The organism is Sphingomonas lycopersici, from assembly GCF_026130605.1.
Taxonomy (GTDB): domain Bacteria; phylum Pseudomonadota; class Alphaproteobacteria; order Sphingomonadales; family Sphingomonadaceae; genus Sphingomonas; species Sphingomonas lycopersici.
This window is the reverse complement of record NZ_JANFAU010000008.1, coordinates 150,127-172,467: the sequence shown is the minus strand read 5'-3', so window position 1 is coordinate 172,467 and position 22,341 is coordinate 150,127. Positions and strand designations below refer to the sequence as shown.

At 69.3% G+C, this 22,341-nt stretch carries 20 protein-coding genes; 9 read left to right on the top strand and 11 right to left on the bottom strand.

The window, feature by feature from the left end; translation table 11 throughout:
- The 4 genes from NED98_RS16445 to NED98_RS16430 all read right to left on the bottom strand — a co-directional run.
- A partial coding sequence (locus tag NED98_RS16445) for an AAA family ATPase (protein WP_265313688.1) occupies positions 1-1,211 on the bottom strand: 1,211 nt, incomplete at its 3' end.
- 24 nt (positions 1,212-1,235) lie between these two features.
- The gene (locus NED98_RS16440; RefSeq protein ID WP_265313687.1) at positions 1,236-1,967 is read right to left on the bottom strand and encodes a DsbA family protein; all 732 of its coding nucleotides are present in this window, start codon (positions 1,965-1,967) and stop codon (positions 1,236-1,238) included.
- 23 nt (positions 1,968-1,990) lie between these two features.
- Entirely contained in the window at positions 1,991-2,665 is a 675-nt protein-coding gene (locus tag NED98_RS16435; protein ID WP_179512162.1) for a DsbA family protein, read from the bottom strand.
- The gene (locus NED98_RS16430; protein WP_265271415.1) at positions 2,662-3,171 is read right to left on the bottom strand and encodes a DUF721 domain-containing protein; all 510 of its coding nucleotides are present in this window, start codon (positions 3,169-3,171) and stop codon (positions 2,662-2,664) included. Before NED98_RS16430 ends, NED98_RS16435 begins: the two co-directional genes overlap by 4 nt.
- 26 nt (positions 3,172-3,197) lie before the next feature.
- On the opposite strand from NED98_RS16430, the gene mutY reads away from it, so the two are divergent.
- From mutY to nudC, 3 genes are read left to right on the top strand one after another with little or no spacing between them, the layout of a single operon-like run.
- On the top strand, positions 3,198-4,220 hold the full coding sequence (gene mutY, locus NED98_RS16425; protein ID WP_265313686.1) for an A/G-specific adenine glycosylase: 1,023 nt from the start codon (positions 3,198-3,200) through the stop codon (positions 4,218-4,220).
- Positions 4,220-5,566 carry a serine hydrolase domain-containing protein gene (locus tag NED98_RS16420; protein ID WP_265313685.1) on the top strand — a complete coding sequence of 449 codons (1,347 nt, stop codon included), beginning with the start codon at positions 4,220-4,222 and terminating at the stop codon, positions 5,564-5,566. Before mutY ends, NED98_RS16420 begins: the two co-directional genes overlap by 1 nt.
- Positions 5,563-6,435, top strand: a complete 873-nt coding sequence (nudC, locus tag NED98_RS16415) for an NAD(+) diphosphatase (RefSeq protein WP_179512158.1) — start codon at positions 5,563-5,565, stop codon at positions 6,433-6,435. The genes NED98_RS16420 and nudC overlap by 4 nt, the downstream gene beginning before the upstream one ends.
- Before the next feature lie 66 nt (positions 6,436-6,501).
- On the opposite strand, the gene NED98_RS16410 is transcribed toward nudC, so the two are convergent.
- The 6 genes from NED98_RS16410 to NED98_RS16385 all read right to left on the bottom strand — a co-directional run bounded on the left by NED98_RS16410 (position 6,502) and on the right by NED98_RS16385 (position 12,125).
- Complete coding sequence (locus tag NED98_RS16410) at positions 6,502-7,398, bottom strand: NAD(P)H-binding protein (protein ID WP_179512157.1); 897 nt, start codon at positions 7,396-7,398, stop codon at positions 6,502-6,504.
- A complete protein-coding gene (proB, locus tag NED98_RS16405) occupies positions 7,395-8,495 on the bottom strand; it encodes a glutamate 5-kinase (protein WP_265313684.1) in 1,101 nt (366 codons plus the stop codon). Before proB ends, NED98_RS16410 begins: the two co-directional genes overlap by 4 nt.
- A 136-nt stretch (positions 8,496-8,631) precedes the next feature.
- The gene (locus NED98_RS16400) at positions 8,632-9,351 is read right to left on the bottom strand and encodes an SDR family NAD(P)-dependent oxidoreductase (RefSeq protein ID WP_265271427.1); all 720 of its coding nucleotides are present in this window, start codon (positions 9,349-9,351) and stop codon (positions 8,632-8,634) included.
- Between the two features lie 7 nt (positions 9,352-9,358).
- Positions 9,359-10,819 (bottom strand): amidophosphoribosyltransferase, encoded by a 1,461-nt coding sequence (gene purF / locus NED98_RS16395; RefSeq protein WP_179512154.1) that lies wholly within the window; start codon positions 10,817-10,819, stop codon positions 9,359-9,361.
- A gap of 143 nt (positions 10,820-10,962) precedes the next feature.
- A complete protein-coding gene (locus tag NED98_RS16390) occupies positions 10,963-11,349 on the bottom strand; it encodes a DUF1801 domain-containing protein (RefSeq protein ID WP_265313683.1) in 387 nt (128 codons plus the stop codon).
- The gene (locus NED98_RS16385) at positions 11,346-12,125 is read right to left on the bottom strand and encodes a class I SAM-dependent methyltransferase (protein ID WP_265313682.1); all 780 of its coding nucleotides are present in this window, start codon (positions 12,123-12,125) and stop codon (positions 11,346-11,348) included. Before NED98_RS16385 ends, NED98_RS16390 begins: the two co-directional genes overlap by 4 nt.
- A 75-nt stretch (positions 12,126-12,200) precedes the next feature.
- On the opposite strand from NED98_RS16385, the gene uvrC reads away from it, so the two are divergent.
- The 6 genes from uvrC to leuB all read left to right on the top strand — a co-directional run bounded on the left by uvrC (position 12,201) and on the right by leuB (position 20,935).
- Positions 12,201-14,123, top strand: coding sequence for an excinuclease ABC subunit UvrC (gene uvrC / locus NED98_RS16380; RefSeq protein ID WP_265313681.1), 1,923 nt, complete (start codon positions 12,201-12,203; stop codon positions 14,121-14,123).
- A 58-nt stretch (positions 14,124-14,181) separates the two neighbouring features.
- A complete protein-coding gene (locus NED98_RS16375) occupies positions 14,182-16,965 on the top strand; it encodes a DUF3857 domain-containing protein (protein WP_265313680.1) in 2,784 nt (927 codons plus the stop codon).
- Positions 16,966-17,104: 139 nt separating this feature from the next.
- A complete protein-coding gene (locus tag NED98_RS16370) occupies positions 17,105-18,052 on the top strand; it encodes a polysaccharide deacetylase family protein (protein ID WP_265271436.1) in 948 nt (315 codons plus the stop codon).
- Positions 18,049-18,930, top strand: a complete 882-nt coding sequence (locus NED98_RS16365; protein ID WP_265313678.1) for a GNAT family N-acetyltransferase — start codon at positions 18,049-18,051, stop codon at positions 18,928-18,930. Before NED98_RS16370 ends, NED98_RS16365 begins: the two co-directional genes overlap by 4 nt.
- 185 nt (positions 18,931-19,115) lie before the next feature.
- Positions 19,116-19,847 (top strand): DNA repair protein RecO, encoded by a 732-nt coding sequence (recO, locus tag NED98_RS16360; protein ID WP_265271439.1) that lies wholly within the window; start codon positions 19,116-19,118, stop codon positions 19,845-19,847.
- Positions 19,848-19,891: 44 nt separating this feature from the next.
- Positions 19,892-20,935, top strand: a complete 1,044-nt coding sequence (gene leuB, locus NED98_RS16355) for a 3-isopropylmalate dehydrogenase (protein ID WP_179512148.1) — start codon at positions 19,892-19,894, stop codon at positions 20,933-20,935.
- Positions 20,936-20,976: 41 nt separating this feature from the next.
- On the opposite strand, the gene NED98_RS16350 is transcribed toward leuB, so the two are convergent.
- Positions 20,977-22,242 (bottom strand): glycosyltransferase family 39 protein, encoded by a 1,266-nt coding sequence (locus tag NED98_RS16350; protein WP_265313677.1) that lies wholly within the window; start codon positions 22,240-22,242, stop codon positions 20,977-20,979.
- Between the last annotated feature and the right edge of the window lie 99 nt (positions 22,243-22,341).

The following is a 22,341-nucleotide window of genomic DNA, read 5'->3' as shown; positions in this document are numbered from 1 at the left end:
CGATCCGCGCGCGTCCGGGCGGCAGCGAGCGCGGCGTGCGCGACGCGCGCCTCGGCCGCCTCGCTCGCCTGCCGCGCGAGCGCCTGCGCCAGCGCCACCTCGGCGTCGCGCGCGAGCCGTTCGGCCTCGCCCTGCGCCTGATCGAGCGCGGGCAGTTCGGCGGCGACCGCGGCGATCTCCGCCTCCAGCGCCTTGCCCTCGTCGGCGAGCCGGGTCAGCGCCTCGGCGGCGTCATTGGCGAGCTGCCCCTCGCGGTCGCGGTCGGCGACGATCCGCTCTGCCGCCTCGGCCAGTTCGGCGAGCCGGCGTTCGACCCCGGCCTTCTCGGTGTTGAGCGTCGCGAGCTTGTGCGCCGCCTCGGTCGCGCGATCACGCGCGGCGAGTGCCGCGGCGCGTGCCTCGGCCAGCGCCTCGGTCGCCTGTGTCTGATAGGCGCCCGCCGCGCGCTGTGCCTCGGCGGCGGCGTTGACGCGGGTTTCGGCCGCCGCGGCCTCGGCCTTGGCCGCATCCGCCGCCTCGGCGGCCTCGCGCCAGCGGCTGAAGATCAATCGCGCCTCGGCGACGCGGATTTGCGCGGAAAGCACGCGATAACGCTCGGCCTGGCGTGCCTGTCGGCGCAGCGCGGCGGCGCGCGCCTCCTGATCGGCGATCACTTCGTCGAGCCGTTCGAGATTGGCCTCGGTCGCGCGCAATTTCTGCTCGGCGTCTTTGCGGCGGACGTGCAAGCCCGCGATCCCGGCGGCTTCCTCCAGCATCGCGCGGCGCTCGGCCGGCTTGGCGGCGATCACCGCGCTGATCCGCCCCTGGCTGACGAGGGCGGGCGAATGCGCGCCGGTCGCCGCATCGGCGAACAGCAAGGCGACATCCTTGGCGCGCACGTCGCGCCCGTCGATGCGATAGGCGGAGCCGGCGCCGCGCTCGATGCGGCGAACGACCTCCTTCTCCTCGCCGTCAAGCTCGGCGAGGATCGAGACTTCGGCGAAATCGCGCGCCGGCCGCGTCGCGGTGCCGGCGAAGATCACGTCTTCCATCCCCGCGCCGCGCATCGATTTGGGCGAATTCTCGCCCATCGTCCAGCGCAGCGCTTCGAGCAAATTGGATTTGCCGCAGCCGTTGGGGCCGACCACCCCGGTCAGTCCCGGCTCGATGCGCAGATCGGCCGCGTCGACGAAGCTCTTGAAGCCCGACAGCCTCAGTCGCTTGATCTGCATCGCGCGCGGCCCCCTTCGCGCTCGTCAGGCGCCGGCGTTCTTGAGCGCGGCCTCGATCTGCGGCCAGGTGACCGAACCGTCGAGCTGCTTGCCGTTGAGGAAGAAAGTCGGGGTGCCGGTGACGTTCTTCTCCTGCATCGCGGTTTCGGTGATCTTGCCGATCGCCTCGAGCTTCTTGGCGTCGGCGAGGCAGGCGCGCGCCTGCTGCTCGGTCACGCCGCGCTGCTTCACGAAATCGATATAGCCGAGATACTCGACCCAGGCGTTCGCCTGCTGCGCCGGGCTCATCGACTGGAGCTTCTGCTGGAAGTCGGCCGGCACCTTTTCAAGTTTTTCGAGGAAGGCGGGCTGTTCGACATACATTTGTTCGAGCAGCGGGAAGAACGGCGCCTCGCCGACGCATTCCCCCAAGGCAGCAACGCCAAGATCGGGCGCGTGGACCAGGAAGTCGCGGAATTCATACGAGACCTTGCCGGACTTCACATATTTTTCCTCGAGCGGCTTCATCCCGGTCTGACCGAAGGCGCCGCAGGTCGGGCAGGTGCGCGAGCCGTATTCGACCAATTTGATCGCGGCATTGGGGTTGCCCATCACATAGCCGCCGTCGGCGGTCTTGGAGACGACCTGGGTCCAGTCCTGGCCCGCCGGCGGGGCGACCGCGGCGACCGGCGCGGCGGGGGCGGAGGAATTGCCGTTGCCGCCGCAGGCGGAAAGCAGCGCCAGCGCGGCGACGGAAACGGCGAAACGAACGGTCATTGAGTAATCCCTCCAGATAACAATTACTTCGCCCCGGCGGCGCGGAGCATCGGTTCGAGCTTGGCCCAGTCGATACCCTGGACCAATTTGCCGTTGATCTCGAACGCCGGGGTGCCGGCGATCTTGTCGCTGATCGCATTGGCGCGCTCGACCACCGCCTCGGCGACCTTGGGATCGGCGAGGCATTGGTCGATCGCCGCCTGCGTCATCCCGGCATTGCGCGCGATCGCATCGAGCCCGGCGCCCTGCGCCATCGCGCGATATTGCGCGGCGGCGGCGTACATCCCGAGCCGCTGGCCGTTGCTGCTGTCGAAATCCTGCGCGCGCTGCAGCCATTGCTCCTGCCCGGCGAAGAGCGCGTCGTGGAGCCTGGGGAAGATCGCCGGCCCGGAGCAGCGCGCCAGCATCGCTGCGACCAGATCGTAGCGATCGTGGACCGCGCTGCGCACTTCGAGGCTGAGCGAGCCCGAGGCGATCATCTTGCCCTTGAGCACCGCCGCCGACTCGCGCGCGAAATGGCCGCAATGCGGGCAGGTGTAGCTGGCATATTCGACCAATTTCACCCGCGCGGCGGGGTTGCCGATGACATAGCTGCCCTTAGGCGCGGTCGCGGCGACGCTGACCCAGGGGCGCGGCGCGGCGACCAGCGGGGCGGCGGCGAGTAGGGCGAGGAGCGGGAACAGGCGTTTCTTGATCATCGGACGGTCGGCAGCCTCGGGGTTACGACGCCGGCGGCAAGCGCCTCCAGCACCGCCTTGAGTTCGGGATCGCCGATCGTGCGCAGGCTCTGGCCCAGCTCGGCGGGGACGGGTTGCGGCTCGGGGCGCGGGCGCGGCACCGCGCGCGGCGCGACGTCGCCCTGGCGGATCGATACTCGTGCGACCGCGGTGTAGCCGAAGAAGCGGTTCACCCGCTCGATGATCTCCGGGGTGATATGGCTCAGCATCGCGGCATGCGCGCCGCGCACGGTGAGCGTCAGCACCCCGTCCTGCTTCTTGCCCTGCGGGAAGCGGATCGATTCGGGGCAGGAGGCGCGCGCCAGTTTCTCGCCGACGATCTCCGGCCAGCGCGTGACGATCGACGATTGGACGAAGCCGAATTTGCGGAATGCGGCCGCGCCGACCGCCGGCAAAAGCTCGGCGACCTGACGGGCGCGATTCTGCCGCACGGGCTCTGGCTGGGGGGCGCGAGGGCGCTTGCTCATTCGCCGCCTCATGCCATAGCCGGGGCGTGGACGCCAAGCATTCGATCGCAGCCGATTTGCTCAATTGGTATGACGCGCACCGCCGCGATCTGCCGTGGCGCGCGCCGCCGGGCGCGCAGGCCGATCCGTATCGCGTCTGGCTCTCAGAGGTGATGCTCCAGCAGACCACCGTCGCGACCGTCACCCCGCGCTTCACCGCATGGGTCGCGCGCTGGCCCGATATCGCCAGCCTCGCCGCCGCCGACGAGGCGGAGGTGATGGCCGCCTGGGCCGGGCTCGGTTACTACGCCCGCGCCCGCAATCTGGTGAAGGCGGCCAAGGTCGTCGCCGCCGAGCACGGCGGCCGCTTGCCCGATAACGAGGCGGCGTTGCGCGCACTCCCCGGGCTCGGCGATTATACCGCCGCTGCGGTCGCCGCGATCGCCTTCGGACGGCGCGCGGTGGTGATCGACGGCAATGTCGAGCGCGTCGTCGCGCGGTTGTTCGCCGCTGCCGGCAAGCCGGCGGTCCGCGCCGCGGCGGAAGCGATCACCCCCGATCGGCGCGCCGGCGATTTCGCCCAGGCGATGATGGACCTCGGCGCGACGATCTGCACCCCGCGCAGCCCGCGCTGCATGCTCTGTCCGCTCGCCGCTGCCTGTGTCGCGCGCGCCACAGGGGCGCAGGAAAGCTTCCCGGTGAAGCCCGCGAAGAAGCCGCGCCCGCAACGCTTTGGAACGATCTTCTGGCTCCAACGCGGCGACGACGTGCTGCTCGTCCGCCGCCCCGCGCGCGGGCTGCTCGGCGGGATGCGCGCGCTGCCGACCGGGCCGTGGGGCGAAACCCGACCCGCGCTGGCGGATGCCCCGGCGGATGCCGACTGGCGATTGCGCAATGCGACGGTGACGCACGTCTTTACCCATTTTGCGCTCGAACTCGCGCTTGCCGTCGCCCGCTGGGACGCGCAGACAATTCCGGTGGCTGGAGAATGGTGGCCGGTGCGCGAGATCGATTCGGCGGGCCTGCCGACCGTCTTCGCCAAGGCTGCCGCGGCAATAAGAGGGGAATGATGCGCGCAATTCATCTGATCGGGGCGAGCGTGGCGCTGGCGGCGGTCGCCGCCGGGGCGAGCCTCGCGCGGCAGGCGCAACCGGCACCGGCCAACCCCGCGCAGCCCACCGTCGCGGCACGCGCCAACAGCCTGCTGCCCAACATGCAGGCGCTGTTCGACGGCTATGTCGCCGACGGCAAGATGCCGGGCGTCACCGGCGCCTTCGGGTTCGGCGACCGGCCGACGCTGTTCGTCTCCGCCGGGCGGATCAGCGACGATCCGGGCGCGGCGCCGGCGGGGCCGGACAGCCTGTGGCGGGTCTATTCGATGACCAAGCCGATCACCGGGATGGCGGCGATGATCCTGGTCGAGGAAGGCAAGATCAGGCTCGACGATCCGCTGAGCAAATATTTCCCCGCCTTCGCCAACATGCGCGTGCTGACCAGCCCCGATACCTCGCTGGACAGCGTGCCGGCGAAGAATCAGATCACGATCCGCGAATTGCTGACCCACACCGCCGGGCTCAGCTACAACATCATCGCCAAGGGGCCGCTGCTCAAGGAATATGAGCGGCTCGGCATCCTGCCCGGCGCGGTCAATGCGCAGATGGAGGCGCAGGCGCGCAAGGCGCGGCCGGCGACGCTCGCCGAATTCGCCGATCGCGTCGCACAGGCGCCGTTGATCGCCGAGCCGGGGACCAAGTGGAGCTATTCGATCGGGCTCGACGTGATGGGGGCAGTGATCGAGAAGGCGAGCGGGATGCCGTTCGACCGCTTCGTCCAGACCAGATTGCTCGATCCGCTCAAGATGAATTCGACCTATTGGACCGTCCCGGCGAGCGCGGCGGGGCGGCTGTCGACCAATTACATCTTCGTCGGCGACAAGCGCACCCCGATCGACGCGGGCGCGGCATCGGCGTGGCTCTCGCCGCCCAGCTTCCCTTATGGCGGCGCCGGGCTGGTCTCCTCGGCACGCGATTACGACCGTTTCCTCCACATGCTGCAGGACGGCGGCACGCTCGACGGGGTGCAGGTGATGAAACCCGAAACCGCGGCGCTCGCCATGTCCAACCTGATGCCCCCCGGCGTCGTGTTCGGCGGGATCGGCGGCGGCACCGGGGGCAATATGTCGGCGAAGATGGGGTTCGGCGCGGGCGGCTCGGTCTATCTCGAGGACGGGCCGGGCGGTTTGCCGTCGAAGGGGACTTACGGCTGGGGCGGGGCCGCGGGAACGGTCGCCTGGGTCGATCCGGTGAAGAAGGTACGCGGGACGGTGATGGTGCAATATTTTCCGGCCGAGAAATGGCCGCTGCGCGCCGAGGTGGTCGGCGCGCTGACCAAGGATGTCGCGAGGTTCCGCCGATGAACGTTCCGGGCTTCACTGGCGGGATGCTCGACCGCGCCGATCGGTTGCGCCACGACGAGGAAGCGCTCGCCGCCGCGATCGGCAATTGGCAGGCGCGGCTGCTCAAGCTCCACGCCTGGGAGCCCGAGGTGACCGACGATGGCCGGCTCGGCTGGACGATGCTGAGCGAGGCGTCGGAGGAGGCCGAATTCATCCTGCTCGGGCTCGACGAGGGCCGACCGCGCTTCGCCGCGTTCGAGCCCGCGGTGGGCGCGGCGCCCGCCGCGTTTCGCTCGCCGACTTTGCTCGCCGCGCTCGACCAGCTTCAGATGGGGGAGGCCGCGACCTTCGCCGCGGCGCGATCGGTGCTCGACTGGCACGCACGGCATCGCTTCTGCGCCAATTGCGGCACCCCGACCACGATGTTCCGCGCCGGCTGGGCGCGTCGCTGCGGCAATTGCGGGGCGGAGCATTTCCCGCGGGTCGACCCGGTGGTGATCATGATCGCCGAGCATGACGGCCGCGCGCTGCTCGGGCGCCAGCCGAGCTGGCCCGCTGGGCGCTATTCGGCGCTCGCCGGGTTCGTCGAGCCGGGCGAATCGATCGAGGAAGCGGTGCGGCGCGAGATCGCCGAGGAAGCGGGGGTGCGTGTCGGCGCGGTGCGCTATGTCGCGAGCCAGCCGTGGCCGTTCCCGTCGCAGCTGATGATCGCCTGCGTCGGGATCGCCGAGGGCGATGCGCTGACGATCGATACCAACGAGCTGGAAACCGCGGGCTGGTTCACCCGCGACGAGGTGCGCGACGTGCTGGCGGGGAAAGAGGGCCCCTTCCTCGCCCCGCCGCCCTATGCGATCGCGCATACCTTGCTGACCGAATGGGCGCGGGGGTAGGGCTTTTCCACACCGTCACCTTATTCTGCTCCCCTCCCTCGTGAAGGGAGGGGAGTAGGGAAGGGACTATAACAACCCCGCCGCGCGATAGCTTTCCGCGGTCTCGCGCAACCCCGTCTCGGTCGCGATCTGCGGCACCCACAGCGCCGCCGGCGGGCGCTTCGTCACGTCGACCGTCCAGTCCGGGTGGCAGAAATAGGCGACGCGGTCGGCGGTGAGCCTTGCGCCCTTGCCGCGCGCCAGCCGGTCGATCCGCGCGCCCACCCGCAGCAATGCGCGTGGCAGCGCGATCGGGCGTACCCGCCGCCCGACCGCCGCGCCGATCGCGCTGGTGAAGCCCTTGTGCGTCCACGCCCCGTCGCGCGCGTCGTCGACCTCGTAGATCGCGCGCGTCGCCGGCGCCGCCGCGAGCGCGACGAGCAATCGCGCGAGATCGTCGGCATGGATCACCGACAGCCGCCCCGCTGGCGGGGTTAGTGCCACCCCGCGCCGCGCGAAGCGGAACAGATCGAGCATGTCCATATCGCCCGGCCCGTAGATCGCCGGCGGGCGCACCATATCCCAGTCGAGCGGTGCCGCGGCGACGACCGCCTCCGCCTCGCGTTTCGACCAGCCGTAGATCGAGAGCTGCGGCTCGCGCGCGCTGAGCGAGGAGACATGGACGAAGCGCGTCCCCGGCGCGGTCGCGGCGACGATCGCCTGCGTGCCCGCGATATTGCCTGCGACGAAGCCGGCGCGGTCGGGCGCATTGACCACCCCCGCGATATGGATCACCGCGTCCGCGCCCTCGACCAGCGCGGCGAGCGCCGCCGCATCGTCGAGCGCCCCGGCGATCCACGTCACCCCGTCGCGCGGCGGTTGCGGGCGGCGGGCGAGCGCGCGGACCTGATGCCCCGCCTCGACCGCGCGGCGCACGACATGCCCGCCGACGAACCCGGTCGCCCCGGTCAGCGCAAGGATCACAGCAAGGCCATATGGTTGCGGTGGACGAGGGCGGCGCGCGGGGCATAGCCGAGGATCGCCTCATGCTCCTCGCTGCGCCGGCCGAGCAACGATTGCGCCTCGGCCGCGTCATATTCGGCGAGCCCGCGCGCGATCGCGCCGTCGGGGCCCTCGATCGTCACCACGTCGCCGCGCGCGAACCGCCCGGTCACCCCGGTCGCCCCCGCCGCGAGCAGGCTGCGCCCCGCCGCCAGCGCCCGCGCGGCGCCGGCATCGACCTGGATCGCGCCCTTGGCGGTCAGCCGTCCGGCGAGCCACGCCTTGCGCGCGCGCTTGCGCTTCTCGGGGGTGAAGATCGTATGCCGTGCCTCGGCCGACAGCGGGCGATCGATCCGCCCCGAGGCGATCGCCAGCGCCGCGCCCGCGCCGGTGGCGATCCGCGCCGCCTGGATTTTCGAGACCATCCCGCCCGATCCCATGCCGGAGGCGGAGCCGGTATCGGCCATCGCCGCCACCCCGGCGTCGATCCGCTCGACCCGCGCGATATGCAGCGCGCCGGGGAGGGCGGGGTTGCGATCGTAGAGCCCGTCGATGTCGGACAGCAACACCACGCCCTGCGCCCCCGCCGCCTGCGCGACGCGCGCGGCGAGCCGGTCATTATCACCGAAGCGGATCTCGGCGGTCGCGACGCTGTCATTCTCGTTGATGATCGGCACCACGCCGAGCTGGAGCAGCCGGCCCAGAGTCGCGGCGGCGTTGAGATAGCGGCGGCGATCCTCGAGATCGTCGAGCGTGACGAGGATCTGCGCCGCGGTCAGCCCGCGCGCGGCGAGCACCTCGGCCCAGGTATGGCCGAGCGCGATCTGCCCGGTCGCGGCGGCGGCCTGCGCATCTTCGAGGCTGGCGCGGCCGCCCTTGGGGAGGTTGAGCCGCCGCGCGCCGAGCGCGATCGCCCCCGACGAGACCACCGCGACCTGCTGCCCCGCGGCGACGCGCTCGGCGATATCGGCGGCGATCCCCTCCAGCCACGCGCGGCGCACCCCGCCGGCGGCATCGACGAGCAGCGCCGAACCGATCTTGACGACGATCCGCGGGCAATTTTCGGGAGGAAACAGCATCGCCGCCCGCGTTAGCGCGTCACGGGCGCGGCGCCAATCGTTGCGATCGTATGGGACGCCGGCATCTCGGGGCACTGTTTCCCCGCGAAGGCTGGGACCCAGTCCGGGCTCCCGCCTTCGCGGGAGCACGATCAGATCACCCCTCGACGCGCTCGAAGTGATTGGTCTCGAACCCGTCGACCGCCAGCGCCGCGATCCGCTCGGCCACCACGCGCGGGTCCTTCACCGAGGCGGGGTCTTCGCCGGGATAGGCGCGCGCGCGCATCTTGGTCCGCGTCGCGCCGGGATCGACGATCGCGGTGCGCACGCGGCTGATCGCCTCCACCTCGTCGCCATAGGCCGCGATCAGCGTCTCCAGGGCCGCCTTCGAGGCGCCGTACGCGCCCCAATAAGCGCGCGGCGTGCGCCCGACCGAGGAGGTCAGCGCGATCACCTTGCCGGCGTCGGCGCGGCGCAGCAGCGGGTCGAACGCCTGGATCAGCGCGACCTGCGCCGACACGTTGAGCGTCAGCACCGCGGCCAGTTCCTTGGCGTCGATCGCCGGCACCGGGGCGAGCGAGCCGAGCATGCCGGCGTTGAGCACCAGCACGTCGAGCGCCTGCCAGCGTTCGCCCACCGCCGCGGCGAGCCGCGCGATCGCATCGGTCTCGGTCAGGTCGAGCGGCGCGATCGTCGCCGATCCGCCGGCGTCGAAGATCGCTTCTTCGACCGCTTCGAGCTCCTTGGCGGCGCGCGCGGTGATCACGACATGCGCGCCCTTTTCGGCGAGCGCCATCGCGGTCGCCGCGCCGATGCCGCGCGACGCGCCGGTGACGAGCGCGAGCTTCCCCGCGAGCACTTTGTTCTGATCGGTCATTGGAGGCTCAGGCGACCCGTTCTTCGAGAAGCGCGAACTGGTCGACCTCGGCCAGTTCGTCGTGATCGGTCAGCGTGGTCGGATAATCGCCGGTGAAGCACGCATCGCAATATTTCGGCCGCACGCCCTCGCGCGCCGCCTCGCCGAGCGCCTTGTACAGCCCGTCGATCGAGACGAAGCCGAGCGTATCGGCGTGGATGAAATCGGTCATCGCGCGCAGGTCGAGCTTCGCCGCGAGCAATTTGGCGCGCTCGGGCGTGTCGACGCCGTAGAAGCAGCTATGCTTGGTCGGCGGGCTGGCGATGCGCATGTGCACCTCGGCCGCGCCGGCCTCGCGCATCATCTGGACGATCTTCAGGCTGGTGGTGCCGCGCACGATCGAATCGTCGATCAGCACGACGCGCTTGCCCGCGATCAGCGCGCGATTGGCGTTGTGCTTGAGCTTGACGCCGAGGTGGCGGACCTTGTCGCCCGGCTGGATGAAGGTGCGGCCGACATAATGCGAGCGGATGATGCCGAGCTCGAACGGGATGCCCGATTGCTGGGCATAGCCGATCGCCGCGGGGACCCCCGAATCGGGCACCGGAATGACCAGATCGGCGTCGACCGGCGATTCGATCGCGAGCTGCGCGCCGATCGCCTTGCGCACCGAATAGACCGAATGATCGTCGACGATCGAATCGGGGCGCGAGAAATAGACCCATTCGAAGATGCACGGCCGCGCCGCCGCTTCGGGGAAGGGGCGGATCGAGCGCATCTCGGTGCCCTGGACGATCACCAGCTCGCCCGGATCGACCGAGCGGACGAATTCCGCCCCGACCACGTCGAGCGCCACCGTCTCGGAGGCGAAGATGATCGCATCGCCGAGCTTGCCCATCACCAGCGGGCGGATCCCCAGCGGGTCGCGGCACGCGATCATCCCTTCCGGGGTCATCACGATCAGCGAATAGGCGCCCTCCACCTGGCGCAGCGCATCGATGAAGCGGTCGAGCAGCGACCGGTAATTGGAGGTGGCGACGAGGTGGATGATCGTCTCGGTATCGCTGGTCGACTGGAAGATCGATCCGCGCCGCACCAACTCGCGACGCAGCCGCATTGCGTTGGAAATGTTGCCGTTATGCGCCACCGCAAACCCGCCCGAGGCGAGCTCGGCATAAAGCGGCTGGACATTGCGCAGCGCGGTCTCGCCGGTGGTCGAATAGCGGACGTGGCCGCAGGCGACGCTGCCCGGGAGCGCGCGGATCACCTCGTCGCGGTCGAAATTGCCCGCGACATGCCCCATCGCGCGGTGCGTGTGGAATTGCGCACCGTCGAAGGTGGTGATCCCGGCGGCCTCCTGCCCGCGATGCTGGAGCGCGTGAAGGCCGAGCGCCACCAGTGCCGCGGCGCTGTCAGCAGCGCCGGAAACACCGAAGATGCCGCACTCCTCGTGCAGATGGTCGTCGTCGAAAGGATTCGTGGTCAGCATGGCGGGGGCTCGCGTCGTGCGGGGGCGCATATAGTGGCTGTCGCGGATTTGTCACGGTCCGAACGCCGCCGCTTTGGTGAGGAGGCTCAGATTTTACGGATCGCGCCTCTCCAAATGTGCTCCCGCCTTCGCGAGAGCACATCTTACTTCCGCTTTTTCGCCAGATTGTGCGCCACTGCCGCCTGCACCAGCGCGGTGAAGGCGGCGGCGTCGATCGTTTCGCCCTTGCGGATATCGATCGCGCGGCGGGTGTTGCCTTCGAGGCTGGAATTAAACAGCCCCGCCGGATCGGGCAGCGCCGCGCCTTGCGCGAAGGTCAGCTTCACCACCGCTTTGTAGCTCTCGCCGGTGCAGATGATCCCGCCGTGCGACCACACCGGCACGCCGCGCCACTTCACCTCCTCGATCACATCGGGATCGGCGGCGCGGATCAGCGCGCGGACATCTGCCAACGTCTCACCGCGCCAGTCGTCCAACGCGGCGATCTTCGCGTCGATCGCGTGAGAGGCCGATTCGGTCTCCGTTGTCACGATTTGACGAACTTGTAGACGAACTGGTCGGTCTTGCCGCGGATCACCGGGTCGAACACCTTGTTGGTGTGCGGATCGGCCGGATTGGCATAGATCGGGCTGGTCCCGGCGAGCTTGAACCCGGCGGCCTCGATCTCCTTCTTGGTCGCGTCCGCATCGCCGCGATGCAATGTCTCGGCGACCGCGAAGGGCGTCGCGCCGGGCTCGCCGACATGATCGACCACGAGCAGCACCCCGCCCGGCTTCAGCGAATCATACAGCGCCCTGGCCACCGATGCGCCGAGCGTTGCCGGCGATTTGGCGAGGTGCAGGTCGTGCCAGTTCTGCACGGTGATGATCGCGTCGAGCTTTTCGGGGAAGGTCACCGCGCCCAGCGATTCGCGCGACGGGACGACATTGGCATAGGGCTTTGCCGCGTCGTCCTGATCGGTGCCATAAGCGGCGCGGAACGCGATGAACTCGGCGGGCTGATAGGCATAGACCTTGCCCTTCTCGCCGACGGTCTTGGCGAGGATGCGGGTCCAATAGCCGCTGCCCATGATGAAATCGCCGACCTTGTCGCCGGGCTTCACCCCCATGAAGCTGAGCAGCTCGGCGGGGTGGCGCGTCGCGTCGCGTTCCTTGTCCTTGGCCGGGCGCGCGGGATCGGCGAGCGCGGCGTGGAGCGCATGCTCGGCCATCGGGTGCGCGGCCATCTTATGCCCCTCATGCTGCGCGAGGCTCGGCGCGGCGAGAAGCAGCGCGGCGGCGGCAGTCGAAACAACAGCGAATCGCATCGTTTCATCCTCTCTCTAGATGGCGGCTGCCGTACCACATTGCTGGCGCCAGCGTACGTCCCTAGATCACTGAAAATGTCTGGTTACGGCCCTCCCGATCGCTTCAACGAGGAAAAGGCGACCTTCGCCGTGCGCGGCGCCGACGCGCCCGATCTGGAGGCGGGTGTCGCCGCCATCCGCAACGTGGTGCAGACGCTGCCGCTCAAGCCCGGCGTCTATCGCATGCACGATGCGCGTGGCGACGTGCTCTATGTCGGCAAGGCGCGTGCGCTGAAGAATCGCGTCACCAATTATACCCAGGTCGAGCGGCTGCCGCGGCGGCTGCAGCGGATGGTCGCGCTCACCCGGTCGATGACGATCGTCACGACCAACAACGAGGCAGAGGCGCTGCTGCTCGAGGCGCAGCTGATCAAGCGCTACCGCCCCGCGTACAACGTGTTGCTGCGCGACGATAAGTCCTTCCCGTTCATCCTGCTGCGCGCCGATCACGATTTCCCGCGAATCCAGAAGCATCGCGGCGCGCGGCGGGCGAAGGGCGATTATTACGGCCCGTTCGCCAGCGCGGGGAGCGTCAACACCACGCTCAACGCGCTGCAGAAACTGTTCCTGCTTCGAAGCTGCACCGACGGTTTCTTCAAGACGCGCGACCGGCCGTGCCTGCTGTTCCAGATCAAGCGCTGTTCGGCGCCGTGCGTCGGGCGGATCGACGCGGCGGGCTATGCCGAGCTGGTCGCCGACGCCAAGCGCTTCCTGTCTGGGAAGGCGACCGACGTCCAGGCCAAGCTCGGCGCGCAGATGACCGCGGCGGCGGAGGCGATGGACTTCGAGCTCGCCGCGGTGCTGCGCGACCGGTTGAAGGCGCTGACCTTCATCCAGGGCAGCCAGTTCATCAACGCCGAGGGGGTGGGGGACGCCGATATCTTCGCCCTCGCGCGGCACGAGGGGGTGATCGGCATCCAGGCCTTCTTCATCCGCGGCGGGCAGAATTGGGGCCACCGCAGCTTCTTCCCCGCGCACACTACCGATGTGCCCGAGGAAGAGGTGCTCCAGCAGTTCCTGATGCAATTCTACGAGGAAGTGCCCCCGGCGCGCTGCGTGCTGGTCGATCGCGCGCTGCCCGAGGCGGCGCTGCTGGCGGAGGCGCTGTCGGCGCCGGCGGGGCGCAAGATCGCGATCGAGGTGCCGCGGCGCGGGACGCGGCGGCGGCTGATCGATCAGGCGCGCCGCAATGCCGAGGAAGCGCTCGAACGCCGGCTCGCCGAGAGCACGACGCAGGCCAAGCTCAACCGCGAAGTGGCCGATCTGTTCGAGCTGGCCGAGCCGCCGCAGCGGATCGAAATCTACGACAACAGCCATATCCAGGGCACCAACGCGCTGGGCGCGATGGTCGTCGCGGGGCCGGAGGGGTTCCGCAAGGGCCAGTATCGCAAGTTCAACATCCGCAGCAAGGACACCATCCCCGGCGACGATTTCGGGATGATGCGCGAGGTGCTCACCCGCCGCTTCGCGCGCGCGCTGGAGGAGGACCCCGATCGCGATGGCGACACCTGGCCCGATCTGGTGCTGATCGACGGCGGGCGCGGCCAGCTCAATGCGGCGCGCGCGGTGCTCGAGGAACTGGGGATCGAGGATATCTGCATGGTCGGCGTCGCCAAGGGGCCGCACCACGGCCGCGAAGGGCGCGAGGTGTTCCACCTGATGGACGGGCGCGAGCTGACCCTGCCGGTCAATGCCCCGGTGCTGTTCTATCTCCAGCGGCTGCGCGACGAGGCGCACCGCTTCGCGATCGGCGCGCACCGCCAGAAGCGCGCCAAGGCGATCGGTGCCAGCCCGCTCGATGAGGTGCCGGGGATCGGCCCGGCGCGGAAGAAGGCGCTGCTGATGCATTTCGGCACCGCGCGCGCGGTGCGCGACGCCAGCCTCGCCGATCTGCAGAAGGCGCCCGGCGTTTCGGCGACGGTGGCGCAGCAAGTGTATGATTTCTATCACGCGAAATAGGTTGCGGGGGCGGCGCGGCTGAGCCTAGCATCGCATCGGGGAAAAATTGGGGGACAAGATGCGGCGTCTGCCGTTGTTTGTGGTGTTGCTTGCCACCAGTGCGATCGCGCACGCTGGCGATAAGCCGCTCTATCAGCCGATGCCGGATTGGGTGAAACCCGCCCCGGCGATCGATGCGACCAAGCTGGGCGACGACGCGCCGATGGTGCTGATATTCGACAACCAGCAGCGGCTCGAGAACGGGCGCGCCTGGTCGTATATGGAAACCGCGACCCGCGCCGCGTCGGCCGAGGCGTTGAGCAGCATCGGCACGATCAAGATCGATTGGCAGCCGTCGCAAGGCGATCTCATCGTCCACCGCGCGCAGATCATCCGCGGCGCGGAGCGCATCGATCTTATAAAAAACGGCAATCCGCTCACCGTGTTGCGGCGCGAAGAAGGGATGGAGCAGCGCGTGCTCGACGGTCGCCTCACCGCGACGATGCCGGTCGAGGGGCTGCGCGTTGGCGACGTGCTCGACGTGGCCTTTTCGGTCACGCGGCGCGATCCGACGCTGAAGGGCGATGTGCAGGCGTTCGCGCCGCTGCTCCTCGCGCCGTTGCGGGTGCAGTTCGCGCGGGCGCGGCTGTCGTGGCCGGTGGGCAGCGACATCAAGTGGAAGGCCTATGCCGACGGCGTCGCCGCACAGCCGGTGGTCGAGGGCGGGTATAAGACGCTGACGGTGACGATGCCGCTCGCCAAACAGCCGGAAATGCCCGACGATGCGCCCGCGCGCTTCGCCAAATTGCCGCTGCTCGAAGTGACCAGCTTCGCCGATTGGGCGGCGGTGTCGAAGGTGATGGCGCCGCTTTACGCCACCGACGGGCTGATCGCGCCGGGCAGCTCGCTGGCGGCCGAGGTCGCGCGGATCAAGGCCGCGGAGAGCGACCCGCTGAAACGCGCCGCGCTCGCGCTGCAACTGGTGCAGGACAAGATCCGTTACCTGATGCTGGGGATGGATACGGGCAATTACGTGCCCCAGTCGCCGACGCGGACCTGGGAATTGCGCTACGGCGATTGCAAGGCCAAGACGCTGCTGTTGCTCGCGCTGCTCCACGAGATGGGGATCGAGGCCGAGCCGGTGACGGCCAATTCGCAGCTCGGCGATCTGGTGCCGAGCCGCTTGCCGAGCGCCGCGGCGTTCGATCACGTGCTGGTCCGCGCGACGATCAACGGCGAAACCCTGTGGCTCGACGGCACCGGCGCGGGCGCGCGGCTGGCCGATATTCGTGATACGCCGCCGCTCGGCTATGTCCTGCCGCTGCGCGCGGTCGGCGCCGAGCCGGTGCGGATCGCGCTGCACGCGCCGGCGCGGCCCGATATGACGCTGACCTTCAGCTATGATCAGGGGGCCGGCATCAACCTGCCCGCGCCGTTCAGCGCCACGGTGACGATGAAGGGCGCGGTGGCGCAATTGGTGCGGCTGGCCAAGACGCAGGGCAGCCAGGACGATTTCGAAAAGCTCGTGAACCGGATGATCGCGAATTTCGACAAGAACGCGACCCTCGTTTCGCGCGATTTCAGCTTTGACGAAGCGGCGGGCACCGCAACGGTGACCGCGACCGGGGTCGCTTATCCCGCGTGGGACCGCGAGAATGAACGCTGGCGCCGGCCGCTCTATGCCGCGCAGACCGAATTTTCCCCGGATCGCGCGCGCACCGCGTGGAAGGACATCCCGGTCAAGACCGATGCGCCATTCTACGTGATGATGCGCACCCGCTTGCGCCTGCCGCGCGCCGGCTTCACGATCGACGGGGCGAAGACCGAGCAGGCGGTGCTGGCGGGGCATGCGGTCGATCGCAGCGTCACGCAGGAAGGCGAATGGATCGTCGCCACCGACAAGACGACGACCAGCGGGGTGGAGATCCCCGTCGCGGATATCCCGGCCGAGCGCCGCAAGGTCGCTGCGGCAAAGGCCAATTCGCCGCGAGCGATCGCGCCGGCCGATTATCCCAGTTCGTGGGACGAGATCGCCCCCGCACGGCGCGACAAGAAGCTCGATCCGATTCTCGCGGTCTATACCCGCCAGATCCGCGACCGGCCTGACGACCGGACGAGCTATACCAATCGCGCCTGGTTTCTGGAGAGGGTGTACGATCGCAAGGCGGCGATCGCCGATCTCGACAAGGCGCTGGCGATCGAGCCCGATGCCGATACCTATGTGAAGCGCGCACGGCTCTATGCCGCGCTCGGCAACGACGACAAGGCGCTGGCCGATGCGATCGAGGCCAACCGGCTCGATCCGTCAGACGACGACGCGCTCGCGCGGCTCGCCAACTCGCGCGCCGATCGCGGGGAAAAGACGGCCGCGCTAGATCTGATCCAGGAACGGATCGATCAGGGCGACAAGAACAAGGCCGACTATATGTCGTTCAAGGCCACGCTGCAGATGAAGTTCGGCGACAAGGACGGCGCGATCGAAACGATCGACGGGGCGATCGGGCTGAAGCCCGCCGATGCGGGGCTGCTCAACACGCGGTGCTGGTTGAAGGGGTTGGGCAATGTCGCGCTCGATACCGCGCTCAAGGATTGCACCAAGGCGATCGCGCTGAGCGACAATAGCGCGCAGGTGCTCGACAGCCGGGCGATGATCTATTTCCGCATGGGGCGGATGGACGAGGCGCTGGCCGATCTCGATTCCGCGCTGGCGATCGCGCCCGACATGGCGGCCAGCCTCTATATGCGCGGGGTGATCCGCCGGCACAGCGGCAAGACGAAGGAGGGCGACAGCGATCTCGCCGCCGCGCGCACGCTCTCGCCGCGGATCGATCGCGATTACAGCCGTTACGGGATCGTGCCGTAGCGGCCTACTCCCGCGCGAGCGTGAGAGTGGAGGCCGGGTGTCGTTCCGCCCCCGCTCTCGTCGCGCGCCGGAATCCTAACCTCTTTTTTTATTTCGGTTTTGCGGTTTGTTCATTCCCCGCTCATAAGACCGCGGCGGGATGCAGGTTTTTCTGACGATCGATACCGAATTGTCCTGGCGCCACCACGCGTCGGGGTTGGCGGTGGGGGAGATAGCGGCGCGGTCGTTCGAGCCGGCCGGGGTGGGCGTGGCGCATCAGCTCGATCTGCTCGCGCAGCACGGGCTGAAAGCGACCTTCTTCGTCGATCCGATGCCGGCGCTGGTCTATGGCATCGCGCCGATCCAGGCGGTGGTGTCGGCGATCCTCGCCGCGGGGCAGGAGGTCCAGCTCCATCTCCACCCCAATTGGCGCGGCGCGTCGGCGGCGGACCGGCGCGAGCACGGCCAGTTCGATCTGGTCGATTTCTCGCGCGCCGGGCAGCAGATGCTGATCCGCGAGGCGGTCGCGCTGATCGTCGAGGCGGGGGCGCCGCTGCCGATCGCCTTCCGCGGCGGCAATTATGCCGCCAATGACGATACGTTGCGCACGCTCGCGGCGCTCGGCTTCCGCTACGACAGCAGCCATAACGGCGCGGCGCAGCCGTGGCCGAGCGCGATCGACCTGCCCGCGGCGCAAATCGCCCCGGTGGTGCGGCACGGCGTGACCGAGGTGCCGGTGACGGTGATCGAGGATTTCGCGGGCAGCTATCGCCAGTTCCAGATCTGCGCGCTGTCGATCGACGAGCAGCAGGCCGCGCTCGATCACGCAATTGCCGAGCGCCACGCCGCGACGACGATCGTCGGGCACAGCTTCGAGCTGGCGGTGCGCGACGGCACCCGCCCCAATGCGGTCCACACGCGCCGCTTCGCGCAATTGTGCGAGCTGCTCGCCGCGCGCCGCGCCGAGGCGCCGACCGCGCATTTCACCGATCTGCCCGCGCTCGCGCTGGGGCAGGACGATCGGCCCTTGCCCGCCAATTCGAGCCGGCGGCGGATGCGCCAGGTCGAGCAGGTGTGGTCCAATCTGGTGGAGGAGCGCACGACGTGAGCGCCAGCGCGCTGAAATTCCAGATCGGCGCGCGCACGCTGGCGGAAATCCCGCGCCGGTTGCGCCGCATCGCGCTGTCGCTCGATCAGGCGCTGGCGGGCGCGCCGCCGCTGTTGCCGCCCCTCGATGCCGATGACGACGGCTATCTCGTCACGTCGCTCCCGGCGGAGGCGGCGCTGCCGTGGCGTGGCGTGGCGTTCGTGCGGCAGCATTATACGCGCTATTATGTCGATCTGGCGGCGGGGGAGGATGCGTGGCGCGCCCGGCTTTCAGGGCAGGCGCGCGCGACGCTCAGGCGCAAGACGCGCAAGCTGGCCGAGGCCAATGGCGGGCGGCTCGACGTGCGCAGCTATCGCGCGCCGACCGAGCTCGCGGCGTTCCATCCGCTTGCCCGCGCGGTATCGGCGACGACCTATCAGGAGCGGCTGATGCAATCGGGGCTGCCGGCCGATCCGGCGCACGGCGATGCGCTGGCGGCGGCGGACGGGGTGCGGGCGTGGCTGTTGTTCCTGCGCGATACGCCGATCGCTTATCTGTGGTGCCGCGGCGACGGCGATACCCTGCGCTACGATCATGTCGGGCACGATCCGGCCTATGGCGCGCTGTCGCCGGGCAATGTGCTGCTCGGCGCGGCGCTGGAGAGCCTGTTCGGCGACCGTTTCCGCCGCTTCGACTTCACCGAGGGCGAGGGGCAGCACAAGCGCGCGCTGGCGAGCGGCGGGGTGGCGTGTCGCGACTTGCTGCTCCTGCGCCCGACGCTGACGAATCGCGCCTCAGTGGCGGCGGTCGGCGGGTTCGATGCGGCGCTGCGGGTGGCGGCCCGCGCGGCGCGGACGCCGGCGCTGGCGGGGATCGCGCGGCGTATCCGGCGGGCTTGATTCGATGTCGGGGTGCGCCGGCGTCTCCCTCCGTTCGCCCTGAGCTTGTCGAAGGGCTGACCTTCTTCCGCGGAAGAAAAGCACAGGGCTTCGACAGGCTCAGCCCGAACGGGGAAAGGAAGGTCGCCCGCGATTGCAGCACACCGGCCCTGTTCCCCGCGCGCTTTTCGCCTACATCAGCCCGCATGCATCTGACCGTCGACGCCATCGTCCTCGCCGTTCGCGCGCATGGCGAGCACGGTGCGGTGGTGCGCGCGCTGACCCCGGCGGACGGGGTGCTCGCGGGCTATGTCCGCGGCGGCCGCTCGCGCCGGCTCGGTCCGATCCTGCAGCCGGCCAATATTGTGCGCGGCGAGTGGCGCGCACGGACCGACGACCAGCTTCCCGCACTCACCGTCGAATTGCTGCGCAGCCGCGCCGCGCTGTTCGATGCGGCGCTGCCGGCGGCGGCGATCGCGTGGCTGACCGCGCTCACCGCGGCGACGCTGCCCGAGGCGCAGCCCTATCCGCGGCTCCATGCCGCGCTCGCCGGGGCGCTCGATGCGGTGGAGGCGGCACCGACGGCGCGCGGCTGGGCGGGGAGCATCGCGCGCTACGAACTGCTGCTGCTCGCCGAGCTCGGCTTCGGGCTCGATCTCGATCGCTGCGCGGCGACCGGCAGCGCGGACGACCTTGCTTTCGTCAGCCCCAAAAGCGGTGCCGCGGTGAGCCGCGCGGCGGCGGCCGGCTATGAATCGCGGCTGTTCGCCCTGCCGCCGTTCCTCCGCGCCGGCGGGGCGGCCGAATGGAGCGATGCGCTCGCCGCGCTCGATCTCACCGGGCATTTCCTCGCGCGCGACGTGCTCGTCGAGCGCCGTGCCGAGCTGCTCCCGGCGCGCGCGCGGCTGCTCGATCGGCTGAAAAGGGCGGTTGCGTGATCGCGGTTACCGCCTAAGAGCGCCCGCGAACGAAAGGGACTTTCATGGCATTGATCGCGATCCTGCCGGGCGACGGCATCGGCCCCGAAGTAACCACCGAGGCGCGGCGCGTGCTCGAACGGCTCGGGCTCGATCTCAGCTTCGAGGAGGCACCGGTCGGCGGCGCGGCCTATCATGCCGCGGGGCATCCGCTGCCGCCGGCGACGCTCGATCTCGCGCGGCGCGCCGACGCGATCCTGTTCGGCGCGGTGGGCGATCCGACCTGCGATTCGCTCGACCGGCATCTGCGCCCCGAACAGGCGATCCTCGGGCTGCGCAAGGCGCTCACCCTGTTCGCCAATCTGCGCCCGGCGAAGATGTTCGCGGGGATGGAGGACGCCTCGGCGCTGCGCCCCGAAGTGGCGCGCGCGATCGATCTGGTCATCGTCCGCGAGCTGAACGGCGACGTCTATTTCGGCGAAAAGGGGATGCGCACCACCGCGGACGGGCTGCGCCAGGGCTATGACGTGATGAGCTATGACGAGGCCGAGGTGCGCCGCATCGCGGTCGCCGGGTTCGAGGCGGCGCGGCGGCGCCGCGGCAAGCTCTGCTCGATCGACAAGGCCAATGTTCTCGAAACCTCGCAATTGTGGCGCGACGTGGTGATCGAGACCGCGGCGGATTACGCCGATGTCGCGCTGACCCATATGTATGTCGACAATGCCGCGATGCAGCTGGTGCGCGATCCCGGCCAGTTCGACGTGATCGTCACCGGCAATTTGTTCGGCGACATCCTCTCCGACCAGGCCTCGATGTGCGTCGGGTCGATCGGGCTGCTGCCCTCGGCGGCGCTCGATGTCGCGGGCAAGGGGCTGTACGAGCCGATCCACGGCTCGGCGCCCGATATCGCCGGGCAGGGCAAGGCCAATCCGTGCGCCGCGATCCTCTCCGCGGCGATGATGCTGCGCCATTCGCTCGGCGAGCCGGCGGCGGCCGATCGTATCGAGGCGGCGGTGGCGGCCGCGCTCGCTTCGGGCAAGCGCACCGCCGATCTCGGCGGCACCTGCTCGACCCGCGAGATGGGCGACGCGGTGCTGGCGGCGCTCTGAATTATCGCTCCCCTCCCTTGCTCAGGGGAGGGGAGGAACACTCAAACCCACGACGGCAGCCACGTCCAATATTGGAAAGCGCGCGGCGACCCGAGCGCCTGCGCCGACAGCACCGGGAAATAGCAAAGCGCGAGGATGAAGGCGGCGATCACCAGCCGCTCGTCCCATTTGCCCAGCCGCGCGCGCCAATGATCGAAGACGGCGGCGATCGCGATGACGATGAAGATGCTCGACGGATAGTAATAATAATAGAATCCCAAGGACTTGGGGATCAGGGCAAAGATCGCCACGCTCCCCGCCCATAAGGCGAAGGCGGCCAGCAGCCGCGCGCTGCGGCTCGTCATCCAGCCCCACAGGCACGCGGCGACCGCGACCAGCCCGCCCCACATCAGCAGCGGATTGCCGATCATCAGGATGCCGCGCTGCGCCCCGTCGGTCACTTCGTAGAGATACCAGATCGGGCGGATCAGCAGAGGCCAGGTCCACCAATCGGATTGATAGGTGTGATGCGGCAGCACCTGCACCTGCTGCTCGTACATATAATATTGGTAGCTCAGCAGCCCGCGCCACGTCAGCGGATCGACGCGGAAATGCAGCACCGGCGCGAAGCTCAGGAAATAGGTCGCGACCGATACCAGGCCGAGCAGCGCCACCGCCGGCAGCGGCGCGAGCCCCGGCCAGCGCTGCAGATGCCCGCGCTTGAGCAGCAGGAAGGCGAAAGCGGCGAAGGCGACATAGGGCGCGGCGGCCCATTTGCACGCGGTCGCCGCGCCGAGCAGCATCGCGCCCGCGAGCCACTTGCCCCAGCCGCCGTCGCGCATCGCCCAGGCGATCGTCGCGATCCCCGCAAGCAGGAAGGCGGTCATGAACGTATCGAGCATCGCGATCCGCGCCTGCACCAGCACGGTGAAGTTGAGGATCGTCAGCACTCCCGCGACCAGCGCGCTGCGCAGCCGCCCGGTCATCAGCTGGACGATCGCGAACACCGCCAGCACCGTCGCCGTCCCCGCCAGCGTCGACATGAAGCGCCAGCCGACCGGCGTGTCGCCGAACAGCCGGATGCCGAGTGCGATCAGCTCCTTGGCGAGCGGCGGATGCTCGCGGTTGAGCAGATAGGCGCGCTCCAGCATCGCGCGTGCGGCGGGGACGTAATAGATTTCATCGAAGATCGGGCGATGCGGCACCGCGACGCGGACGAGGAACAAAGCCTCCGCCACCGCGCCGAGCAGGATCGCGACCGGCAGCGGGGTGCGCGGCAGCCACGCGTTGATCGCCGTCCCGCGCGTCGCCTTGCCGGTTTGCTTCATCGCCGCGGGTTTAACGAGCGGGATGCGGTGGGCAAGCCTCTTGCCCCGCCGTCACCCCGGCCTCGAGCCGGGGTCCATCGGGAACAGGCGCGGGGCAAG